The 11,111-nt window shown below is 54.0% G+C and carries 9 protein-coding genes and 3 pseudogenes; 5 read left to right on the top strand and 7 right to left on the bottom strand.

Annotated elements, in window-relative coordinates; all coding sequences use genetic code 11:
- Nucleotides 1–10: 10 nt before the first annotated feature.
- The 3 genes and pseudogenes from ACTBDZ_RS10930 to ACTBDZ_RS10920 all read left to right on the top strand — a co-directional run bounded on the left by ACTBDZ_RS10930 (nucleotide 11) and on the right by ACTBDZ_RS10920 (nucleotide 1,496).
- Entirely contained in the window at nucleotides 11–73 is a 63-nt protein-coding gene (locus ACTBDZ_RS10930; RefSeq protein ID WP_438815326.1) for a tail fiber assembly protein, read from the top strand.
- 85 nt (nucleotides 74–158) lie between these two features.
- Nucleotides 159–739, top strand: a pseudogene (locus ACTBDZ_RS10925) (ACP phosphodiesterase).
- A 154-nt stretch (nucleotides 740–893) separates the two neighbouring features.
- Nucleotides 894–1,496 (top strand): peroxiredoxin C, encoded by a 603-nt coding sequence (locus ACTBDZ_RS10920; RefSeq protein WP_222158295.1) that lies wholly within the window; start codon nucleotides 894–896, stop codon nucleotides 1,494–1,496.
- A 117-nt stretch (nucleotides 1,497–1,613) separates the two neighbouring features.
- Here ACTBDZ_RS10920 and proY read toward each other — a convergent pair whose 3' ends face one another.
- The 6 genes from proY to phoB form a co-directional block, all read right to left on the bottom strand.
- Nucleotides 1,614–2,990 (bottom strand): proline-specific permease ProY, encoded by a 1,377-nt coding sequence (gene proY, locus ACTBDZ_RS10915; RefSeq protein WP_438815325.1) that lies wholly within the window; start codon nucleotides 2,988–2,990, stop codon nucleotides 1,614–1,616.
- Nucleotides 2,991–3,085: 95 nt separating this feature from the next.
- Complete coding sequence (gene brnQ, locus ACTBDZ_RS10910; RefSeq protein WP_438815324.1) at nucleotides 3,086–4,384, bottom strand: branched-chain amino acid transport system II carrier protein; 1,299 nt, start codon at nucleotides 4,382–4,384, stop codon at nucleotides 3,086–3,088.
- Between the two features lie 458 nt (nucleotides 4,385–4,842).
- Nucleotides 4,843–5,955, bottom strand: coding sequence for a cobalamin-independent methionine synthase II family protein (locus tag ACTBDZ_RS10905; RefSeq protein WP_438815323.1), 1,113 nt, complete (start codon nucleotides 5,953–5,955; stop codon nucleotides 4,843–4,845).
- A gap of 378 nt (nucleotides 5,956–6,333) precedes the next feature.
- Nucleotides 6,334–7,278: a PstS family phosphate ABC transporter substrate-binding protein gene (locus ACTBDZ_RS10900; RefSeq protein WP_438815322.1), complete on the bottom strand. Its 945-nt coding sequence runs from the start codon at nucleotides 7,276–7,278 to the stop codon at nucleotides 6,334–6,336.
- A 14-nt stretch (nucleotides 7,279–7,292) separates the two neighbouring features.
- Nucleotides 7,293–8,615 (bottom strand): phosphate regulon sensor histidine kinase PhoR, encoded by a 1,323-nt coding sequence (gene phoR, locus ACTBDZ_RS10895; protein WP_438815321.1) that lies wholly within the window; start codon nucleotides 8,613–8,615, stop codon nucleotides 7,293–7,295.
- A gap of 63 nt (nucleotides 8,616–8,678) precedes the next feature.
- Complete coding sequence (gene phoB / locus ACTBDZ_RS10890) at nucleotides 8,679–9,368, bottom strand: phosphate response regulator transcription factor PhoB (RefSeq protein ID WP_195315276.1); 690 nt, start codon at nucleotides 9,366–9,368, stop codon at nucleotides 8,679–8,681.
- A gap of 418 nt (nucleotides 9,369–9,786) precedes the next feature.
- On the opposite strand from phoB, the gene ACTBDZ_RS10885 reads away from it, so the two are divergent.
- On the top strand, nucleotides 9,787–10,002 hold the full coding sequence (locus ACTBDZ_RS10885) for a hypothetical protein (RefSeq protein ID WP_438815320.1): 216 nt from the start codon (nucleotides 9,787–9,789) through the stop codon (nucleotides 10,000–10,002).
- Nucleotides 9,999–10,982: pseudogene (locus ACTBDZ_RS10880) on the top strand (AAA family ATPase); the annotation flags it as partial. The gene ACTBDZ_RS10885 and the pseudogene ACTBDZ_RS10880, both read left to right, overlap by 4 nt.
- 60 nt (nucleotides 10,983–11,042) lie before the next feature.
- Here ACTBDZ_RS10880 and ACTBDZ_RS10875 read toward each other — a convergent pair.
- A pseudogene (locus ACTBDZ_RS10875) lies at nucleotides 11,043–11,111 on the bottom strand (surface-adhesin E family protein); the annotation flags it as partial.

Genomic DNA, 11,111 nt, shown 5'->3' with positions numbered 1-11,111 from the left:
CTATCGGGTGATGTTAAATCGTATTGATGTCAGTACTGCACCTGACATTGAGTGGCCGGGGCAGCCACAATAATAGCCGTTATTTCTACCAGCCCGCCGTCATTGGCGGGCTTTCTCTTGAGCATGCAAAATTCGCCGCGCTACAGTAAACTGGCAGAATGAATTTTCTTGCTCATCTTCACTTGGCCACGCTAGCCGATAGTTCGCTTCTCGGCAACCTGATGGCAGACTTTGTGCGCGGTAACCCGCAACAAGGCTTTAGCGATGACGTGGTGTCAGGTATCCGCTTGCACCGCCGCATTGATGTGCTAACGGACAGTCAGGCCGAAGTAAAAGCCGCCGCCGCCCATTTCAGCGCCGATTACCGCCGCGTGGCGCCCATCACGCTTGACGTGCTGTGGGACCATTTTCTTGCCCGTCACTGGACGCGCGTGTGTCCGCAGCAATCGCTGGAAGCGTTTGTCGATACCGCTCGCGCCCAGATAGAGCCGCATCTGGCAGACACGCCGGAACGCTTTCAAAACCTGAATCACTATCTGTGGCGTGAACGCTGGCTGGAGCGCTACGCCGAGCTGCCCTTTTTGCCGATGTGCTGCAACGCATGGCGATACGCCGCCCCCGGTTGGCGGCATTAGCAGGCTCATTTGACGATATCGAGCGCCACTACACCGCCTTTGAAGACTATTTTTGGTGTTTTTATCCACGTATGATGGAACAGGCTCGTTTGCAACAACTGTAACGCTGTCGATTTATGCTGGGTATGACCAATCAATTCAATAGACAAAACCTATCTCATCAATCGGTCTGTTAACCTGTATTCATGAGGAAAGAAACTCTATACTGCCTGTTGTTTTTTCATCCTCGTCCTTTTAATCACTTTTACAGGAGTTATTATGGTCCTGGTAACGCGTCAAGCCCCTGACTTCACCGCTGCTGCCGTATTAGGCAATGGCGAAATCGTTGAAAACTTCAATCTGAAAAAGCACATCAGCGGTAAAGCGGCAGTGATTTTCTTCTGGCCGATGGACTTTACCTTCGTCTGCCCGTCAGAACTGATCGCCTTTGACCACCGCTACAAAGAGTTTCAAGATCGCGGCGTGGAAGTGGTTGGCGTCTCTTTTGACTCCGAATTCGTTCACAACGCCTGGCGCAACACGCCGGTGAAAAGCGGCGGTATCGGCCCGGTGCAATACGCCATGGTCGCCGACGTGAAGCGTGAAATCCAGAAAGCCTACGGCATTGAGCACCCGGATGCGGGCGTGGCACTGCGCGGTTCTTTCCTTGTCGACAAAGAAGGCGTCGTTCGCCATCAGGTTGTCAACGATCTGCCGCTGGGTCGCAACGTTGATGAAATGCTGCGCATGGTTGATGCCCTGCAATTCCACGAAGAGCACGGCGAAGTGTGCCCGGCACAGTGGGAAAAAGGCAAATCCGGTATGGGCGCATCGCCAGATGGCGTTGCCAAATACCTGACGGAAAATGCCGACAAGCTGTAATCTCGCTCTTTTGCGCGACAACAAGCCGACGCTATGCCGTCGGCTTTTTTATTAGCCATTTCAGAGAATAAAAAACGGGGCTTTGCGCCCCGTTTTGTCATTGCCGCTCAACCACGCTTACGCGTTGTCATTCGCCAGCTTCTGCCGTTTCTGTTTAAAGGCATAGCCCAACAGCAGCAACGCAATCCACAGCACGCCCACGTAGAGGGAAACGCGCGTTTCTTCAAAGTAGCCAATCAGTCCGATAATAAACACCAGGAACACGATACCCACTACCGAAGACGCCACCCCACCCGGCAGCGGGAACGCCAGTGCCTTCACCTCGTTCTCACTCAAACGACGGCGGAACGCAATTTGCGAGCACAGGATCATGATCCACACCCATACGGTGGCGAAGGTTGCCAGCGATGCAATCACCAAGAACACTTTGCCCGGCATAATGTAGTTAAGGTAAACCGCCACCAGCAGCGCCGCCATCATGACAACGACTGTGACCAACGGAATACCGCGCTGCGATACTTTGGCAAAGACCTTGGGCGCGTTGCCCTGCTCGGCCATGCCGTGCATCATGCGGCCCACGCCAAACACGTCGCTGTTAATCGCAGACAGAGACGCCGTAATGACCACAAAATTCAGAATACCCGCCGCTGCCGTAATGCCGAGATGCTGGAAGGTCAACACAAACGGACTGCCGTTGGTCCCCACCTGATTCCAGGGATAAATCGACATGATGACAAACAGCGTACCCACGTAGAACACCAGGATGCGCCACGGCACCGAGTTAATGGCATGCGGAATGGATTTATGCGGATCTTTGGCTTCACCGGCGGTGATACCAATGATTTCGATACCGCCGTAGGCAAACATCACCAGTTGCAACGACAGGACCATGCCCATCACGCCGTTACTGAAGAAACCGCCGTGGCTCCACAGGTTACTGATTCCGGTTGGCTGACCGCCGTTACCGATACCCCACACGATAATCCCGATGCCCGCCACGATCATGATGATAATGGTAGCGACCTTGAAGAACGAGAGCCAAAACTCCAACTCACCGAACACCTTCACGCTCATCAGGTTGATGGCACCAATGATCAGCACCACGCTCAACACCCAGATCCAGTGCGGCACATCAGGGAACCAGACGCTCATGTAGATACCAAACGCGGTCACATCCGCGATGGCGACGATGAGGATCTCAAAGCAGTAGGTCCATCCGGTGATGTAGCCCGCCATCGGCCCCAGGTAATCCTGCGCGTAGCGGGAAAAGGAGCTGGCCTGCGGGTTATTGACCGACATCTCTCCCAGCGCTCGCATAATGATATAGGCGATAACACCGCCGATGATATAAGCCAACAGCACGCTTGGTCCTGCCATCTGAATGGCACTGGCCGAGCCATAAAACAGCCCGGTACCAATCGCCGATCCGAGTGCAATGAAGCGGATATGCCGCGTGCTTAACCCACGCTTTAGCTTAGCGGATTGTTGTTCCATAAATTAAGCAGCCCTGTCTTACAAAAGAAAAACCACAGGCGACAGCCTGTGGTGAAAAATGCAGCATGAGTGCGTTATTGGTGCGCAGTCACTTCCTAACGCCCGCTCAGCCGGTCATAAATAACCGCAGCCAGCAGCACCACCAGCGACGGTGGCAACCATGCCAATCCCTGTTCACCCAAAGGCAAGTTCAGGCTCCAGGCTGGCAGCAATGACGCAAAGGTCGATGATTTTACCCCATCAATCAGGCCGAATAACAGGATGATTAACATGACCGGGGCCACAATACGCGAAGCCTGATTCCACCAGCGCAAAGTAAAACTCAGCAAAACCAGAATGATACAGGGCGGATAGATCGCTGTCAGCACCGGAATGGAAAGCTGAATCAGATGACTTAATCCCAGATTGGCAACTAACGCAGAGAAGCCACCCAGCACGAACACCAGCGTGCGATAGGAAAACAGCAAATACTGGGAGAAAAATTCGGCACAGGCGCAGGTCAGGCCAACCGCCGTCAGCATGCAGGCGATAAAAATCAACAACGCCAGGAAGCCGCTGCCCATGCTACCAAAGGTGTGCTGCACGTAAGCATGCAGGATTTCAGCCCCGTTTTGCGCGTTAGGAATCAGTTCACCGCTCACAGAGCCCAGTTTAAACAGGCTCAGATAAACCAACGTCAACCCGACGCCAGCAATCAAACCGGCCCAAATGGTATAGCGGGTCAGCAGCGTAGCATCGGTCACGCCGCGTGAACGCGCTGCATTGACGATAACGATCCCGAATACCATGGCACCCAGGGTATCCATGGTCAGGTAACCGTTCACAAAACCGTTAGAAAATGGCACGGTTTGATAGGCTTCGGTCGCCGGGATCGGCGAACCCGCAGGCCACATCACCGCCGCCAATCCCAGCACGGCCAGCGCCAGAATTTTTAACGGTGCCAGCACATGGCCAACCGTATCCAGCAGACGACCCGGATAGAGAGAAATGCCGATCACCAACGCGAAATAGACCAGGCTATAGATCAACAGCGGCGTGGCGGCATCTCCAAACAGCGGAGCCAATCCGACTTCGAACGATACCGTGGCAGTACGCGGCGTAGCGAACAGCGGTCCGACGGCCAGATAACACACGGTCGCCAGCAGAACGCCTGCCTTCTGACCGATGGGGGAGCTCAGCGCATCGACGCCACCGCCCACGCGCGCCAGCGCGACCACGGTCAACACCGGTAGGCCAACCGCGGTGAGCAAAAAGCCAAGCGCGGCGGTCCAGACGTGTTCACCGGCCTGTAAACCCACAATTGGCGGGAAAATGATGTTCCCCGCCCCGACAAACAGCGCAAAGGTCATAAACCCCAGCGCCACGATATCTTTGGATGTTAAACGATGACTCATAGTTACGTTGTGTTGCCTGTATATAAATGCGACAAAATGGGAAGACGAACTGCGGCGTAGTATAAATTATTCTTATCGCGCAGACGTTATAGGGCGCTAAGTAAAACGTTTATAGCAATAAAAGACAAGTAGCGATCCAAAATGCGAAGCATTGCGCCGATCTAACAACAATAGACAGCATATAATATCACCACTCACACAACCTTCCGCACATGATTTGTGCATTTACCGTCTTTGCTTTGCAATAAAACCAGTATAAAAACGCGTAATACGCGCAAAATGGACATAAAAGAGGCAGTGCTTCAGCATAAGAAGCGCTTTTTGCTGCAAAAGGGGACAAGTGGCAGGGGATTACGCGGTAAACGGAGTGAACGGATTTGCAGATTGGGACACCCCATGGCGAAACGTCGAGGATAGATCGGGGATAGTGTGCGTCCCCGGTGTTATGCACTGGTGTGTTACTTGCTCCACACGGCGACAGCAGTATCCACAACCAGACGCAGCTTGGCCCACTGCTGTGCTTCTGTCAGGCTATTACCCTCTTCCGTGGAAGCAAAACCACACTGCGGGCTGAGGCAAAGTTTTTTGATATCGACATATTTCACTGCTTCCGCGATGCGCGCTTTCAGCAAAGCCGGATCTTCCAACTCGCCGTTTTTGGTAGTCACCAGACCCAGCACCACTTGTTGGTGTCCCGGTTTGATGAAACGCAGCGGCTCGAACCCACCTGAGCGATCGTTATCGTACTCAAGGAAAAACTCGTCCACATTGACTTCGCCAAACAGGATAGATGCCACCGGCTCGTACCCGCCTTCAGAAATCCAGGTAGAGCGGAAGTTGCCGCGACATACGTGCAAACCGATCGTCAGGTCAGCAGGTTTACCCGCCAATGCTTTATTCAGCACATCGGCATAGATACGGGCCAGTTGTTTCGGATCTTCACCGCGTTCGCGAATTTGGCGTTTTTGATCGTCTGAGCACAGGTAAGCCCAGACGGTATCATCCAGTTGCAGATAGCGGCAGCCTGCGGCGTAGAAAGCATGAATCGCATCGTGCCAAGTCTGCGCCAGATCGTCGAAATAGGCATCCAGAGTTGGATAAACCTGACTGTCGATGGCCTTGCGTCCGCCACGGAAATGGAACACGCTCGGGCTAGGAATCGTCATCTTGGCGGTCACATCACCCGCGATGCTATTCAGGTAGCGAAAATGCGCCAGCATCGGGTGCTGAGTGTTAAAGCTGACTTTGCCCGTCACCTTGATGGCGCGGGACTTGGTTTGGATACCGTTAAACTGAATACCGTGGTCCGCTTCGAAAGCCTCCACCCCGTTCAAACCTTCGAAAAAGTCGAAGTGCCACCAGGCGCGACGGAATTCACCGTCGGTGACAACCTGAAGCCCGGCTTCGCGTTGCAGTTCAACGGCACGCAGAATTTCTGCATCTTCCACGGCGCGCAGTTGCTCCGCATTAATGGCACCGGACTGGAATTGCAGGCGTGCTTCTTTGATTGCTGCGGGACGCAACAGGCTGCCAACCACGTCAGCGCGGAAAGGGGGAAGTACTTTAGCCATGATAAGCTCCTGATCTTTCGCAACAACGCCTTCATGTCACGGCGTGAGGCAAGCGGCATTGCAAAGATAGTTTCAAAATAAATAGTCACGCCGCACAGTAATCACGCCTTATACTTATTTAGACATCTAGACGGCTATAATGTAGGTAAATCCTGTCATGGCAACAGGTTGAGGGCAATAGAATAATTTTCACTTTCCGCGACTAACATGAATAAAATTCACGTCAGACTGATGACAAAGTCACTTTTCCCTCGTCATCCCCGGCTTTCTCCCCTCGTCATTTTCGGCGAAAGCCGGGGATCTCTGACAGAATGAACGCCCATCACCGTCATTCCCGCCTTCACGGGAATGACGGTGATGGGCGAGAATAATGGCGTGTTACAGGCCGAGCTGATGGCGTGCGTTAACCCGCACGTGCTCAGACAAAGGAAGATAGCCATCCTGACTCACCAGACTTTGCCCGGCGGTAGACAGCACCCGATCCATAAAGGCGGCCGTCAGGCTATCCAGCGCCTGCTCTGGCGCTTTGTTGACATAAATATAGAGATAGCGCGCGTAGAGATAACGCCCGCTGCGAATATTGTCCACCGTCGGCGCAACATAGTCGTTTCCCTGCGCCGCCAGCGGCAACATTTTCACTCCGCTGGCACGAAAAACGATGCTGGCATAACCAATCGCCTGTGTGGAGGTAGCTACCGCCTGCACCACCGAAGCAGAACCCGGTAGCTCATTCACCAGCGGCAAGAAATCACCACCGCACAGCGCTTGCTGCTTAAAAAAACCATAGGTGCCTGACGCTGAGTTGCGCCCGTAGCGCAACACTCGGCGCGATGCCCACTCCCCCGTCAGCCCAAGATCACGCCAGTGGGTGACGGTTTGCGTCGCCCCGCAGCGATGGGTAATAGAGAACAGCGCATCGAGCTGTTGCACGTTCAAACCCGGCAGCGGATTATCCTGATTCACTAACACCACCAACGCATCCATCGCCACCGGCACAGCCAGTGGTGGGTACCCGTAGCGTTGCACAAAGGCCTCAATCTCACTGGCCTTTATGGCACGGCTCATCGGACCGAGTTGTGCCGCGCCGGAGGCAAGTGCCGTGGGGGCCGATGACGATCCCGCCGCCTGCATCTGTACGTTAACGCTGCGATAATGCTGGTTAAAATCGGCGGCCCAAAACGCCATCAGCGTCGCCAAGGTATCAGAGCCAGCACTGGAGAGATTACCCGCCAGCATTTGCTCACTGCGCGCAGCGTGGCTCCAGCCACTGAGTAACAGCGCAGCACAGAGCAATAAACCCGAAAAAAGCGGGGCTGGCATCATAGGTCAACTATCCATCAGGCCGAAGGTGTGGTGCTATTCTCCGACAGAGAGGCAGAGACAATCAACCGGTTAGGAAGCGTAAACATAAAACGCGCTCCGGCACCCGGTTCACTGAGGATCTCCAGCCGCGAATCATGATGGCTGAGCGCATGCTTGACGATGGTAAGCCCCAATCCGCTGCCACCCGTTTGTCGTGAGCGGGCTTTGTCCACACGATAAAAACGCTCCGTCAGACGAGGGATGTGCTCGGCAGCGATCCCAGGACCATTATCGCTGACCTGAAACTGCGCACCCTGCGTGATTTTTTGCCAGCACACTTCAATGCGCGTGCCTTCCGGCGTGTGATTAACCGCGTTGTATACCAGATTGGAGAAGGCGCTGTGCAACTGCTCTTCATTGCCGTAAACGCTCAGCCCATCGTTGATGCGGAACACAATTTCGTGACGATCCTGACTCAGCGTCTGTGCTTCGCGTTGTAGTATGCGCAGCATACGCGGCACATCGACCTTTTCTGCCAGATTGATCGGTGCTGCCGCTTCTATTTTCGATAACGTGAGCAACTGTTTCACCAACCCGTCCATGCGCCGCGTCTGCTCCTGCATGGTTGAAAGCGCTTTGCTGCGTAAGGCACCGTCCAGCGAATCGTCCTGCATCATCTCCAGGTAACCTTGCAACACGGTGAGCGGAGTGCGTAATTCATGACTGACGTTGGCGAAGAAGTTACGCCGAGCCCCTTCCAACTGGTGCATCTGGGTAATGTCGCGCACAACCATCAATAATTGCCCTTCCGAGTACGGCATAACACGGAATTCGACATGGTGTGAATTGATCAGTTGCAGGGTCAAGGCGCGGGAGAAATCCTGCTGACGCATGTATTGGGTAAACTCGGGATAACGCAGCAAGTTGAGGATATTCTGGCCGTTATCTTCCGGCCAACGCAGGCTAAGCAAATGCTGCGACAGGCCGTTGCACCAGATAATGGTGCCCTCTTCGGTGGTGATCACCACGCCATCGGGCAGCGACTCGGCACCGCTGCGAAAACGCTTGATCAGCAAAGCCAGCTCGCGCCGCCGCCGCCGATTACGCAGTTGCATTTGATACAGCCCGTAAAACAGCGGCTCCCAGCTCCAGCGCCCGGGTGGCGGTGTCATGCTGCGATCGACCCACAGCCAGTATGAGAGTTTAAGCTGGTTGTAATAATTCCAACCAAGCACCACCAGCACCGCCGTCAGCATAAACCAGGGCAGGTAGCCGAAAATCAGGCCAAGCAGCAGGGCTGGCAAGCAAAAAAAAGCCAGCTCCAATGCCAGCTTTTTCCACGAAAGACGTTCTAACACGTTAAAAATTCTCCGCGGCGGTATTCAGCCACGATGTCGCGCTCGCTATGGCTCACGGGCACATCAATAACGCGTAGAAAAACGGTACCCCGTTCCCCGGACCGTTTGCACCATTTTATCGTGTCCGCTGGTTTCCAGCGCCTTGCGCAAGCGACGAATATGCACGTCCACAGTACGATCCTCAACATAAACGTTAGTTCCCCAAACGTTATTGAGCAACTGCTCGCGGCTGTATACACGCTCAGCGTGCGTCATAAAGAAATGCAGCAGTTTGAATTCGGTCGGCCCCATCTCCAGCGCGTGTTGTTCTGTGGTAACGCGATGCGAAGTTGGGTCCAGACTCAACCCCCGCATTTCGATCACCTCTTCCACCGCCATGGGTGAAATACGGCGCATCACCGCCTTGATCCGTGCTACCAGCTCTTTGGGCGAAAACGGCTTGGTGATATAATCATCCGCACCAACCTCAAGCCCGCGCACGCGATCTTCCTCTTCACCGCGCGCCGTCAACATCATAACCGGAATGTCCCGCGTCAGCGCTTCGCGCTTCATGTGCTTGATAAACTGCAATCCTGAGCCACCTGGCAGCATCCAGTCCAGCAGTACCAGATCCGGATAGGGTTCGGACAAACGCGTCACAGCGCTGTCATAATCTTCCGCTTCAACGGACTGATAGCCGTTTTGCTCTAACACGAAGCACACCATTTCACGGATCGGCGCTTCATCTTCTACGACCAGTATGCGTCTTGCCATTATCCATCCTGCCGTTAGTCAGCGTATGAAACGCGTCAACAATAACGAAATCTCACCATTGCCCGCTTTACCTATATTGCCCGCCTTACCTATAAAGGTGCCTGAGTGGCTTATCTTCTGCGGGCGAAAGCAGTATGCGTCAGTTTTATGACAGATTTATGAAAACCCAAACTGAAGGTAACACCCGATTTAGCCGCTGTTTCCAAAATTTTCGCGGCGATAACGACAGCCGCCGCCCTCACTGCTTATACCCGTCATACTTCAAGTTGCAGATGCGTTGGCTGCGCTCTCTCACCCTAATCACTTACCTAAGTAAGCTCATCGGGATTCGTTCATTTGCCGCCTTCCTGCAACTCGAATTATTTAGGGTATATAATCGCCCTACAGTAGATAGCACGTCTAACAGGAAACGCACGCATTGCCCGTCGACGTATTGCTGTTACGGCGCAACCGTGAGCAGCACTTGCAGGCGATTGCGCGCGAAAAGAAAGAAACGTTGGACGAATTATCCCCGCAGGACGTTTTCGAACGCAAACTGGCGCTGACCGACATGGCGCAGGAACAGCAAGCACGGCTGCGCCCGCTGTTCGATGAAATGGTCCGAGACGTTACCGAAGGAGCGCCGCAAGCATGAAAATCCTGAGCTTACGGTTAAAAAACCTCAACTCGCTCAAAGGCGAATGGAAGATTGATTTCACGCAGGAGCCGTTTGCCAGCAACGGGCTGTTTGCCATCACCGGCCCGACCAGTGCGGGCAAAACCACGCTGCTAGATGCCATCTGTCTGGCGCTGTATCACCAGACGCCGCGGTTGAACACGCTCTCCGCCACGCAGAACGAACTGATGACGCGCAACACCGCCGACTGTCTGGCTGAAGTGGAATTTGAGGTTAAAGGCGTCGGCTACCGTGCGTTTTGGAGTCAGCGCCGCGCCAAAGATGCGGCAGACGGCAACTTGCAAACCCCGAAAGCCGAACTGGCGCTGATCGAAGACGGTAAGATCCTCACGCAAAAGCTGTCCGAAAAACTGGCTCACACCGTCCGTATTACCGGGCTGGATTTTGAGCGTTTTACTCGCTCAATGATGCTCTCGCAGGGGCAGTTTGCGGCCTTTCTCAACGCCGAACAGAATAAACGCGCAGAACTGCTGGAAGAGCTGACCGGAACGGTGATCTATGGCGAGATCTCCAGTCGGATCTATGAACGGCATAAGGCAGTAAAGCTGGCATTGGACACGCTACAAGCACGCGCATCAGCCATCGCACTGTTGGATGACAACGAGCGACAAGCTGTACAGACGGCACTGACGCAGCTACACCAGGAAGAACAACGGTTACGGGAAAAACGTGAGCAAGCACTGACACACCAGCAATGGCAGGTTCAAGAACAGCATCTTCAGCAGGACTTACGCCAAAAACAGCAGCAGGCCGAGGCAGCCGAGCAGGCGCAACGTGACGCTGAATCCGATCGATTACGGCTGGAACGAGACGAGCCAGCAGAAAAATTGCGCCCCTTGCAGCGTGAGCGCGAGCGTACTCAGTTGGCACGGATTGCTGCACAAACGCGTGAAAGCGAGTTAACCCAACAGCACGCCGCCAGCCAGATAGTACATCAGCAGCAAGGCTTTGTTGAATAAATCAGAACTTGTAACGACTGTGCCCCATCGGGTCGATTGTTACGTGATGCGAATACTGTTCGGCATTCCTAATAGCGTGATCCGGTTAAGCGCTTTGACCATCGCCAT

Origin of the sequence: Symbiopectobacterium sp. (assembly GCF_051710365.1) — a bacterium.
Taxonomy (GTDB): domain Bacteria; phylum Pseudomonadota; class Gammaproteobacteria; order Enterobacterales; family Enterobacteriaceae; genus Symbiopectobacterium.
Note: the sequence above shows the minus strand (reverse complement) of the source record. Positions and strands in the feature narration are given on the sequence as shown.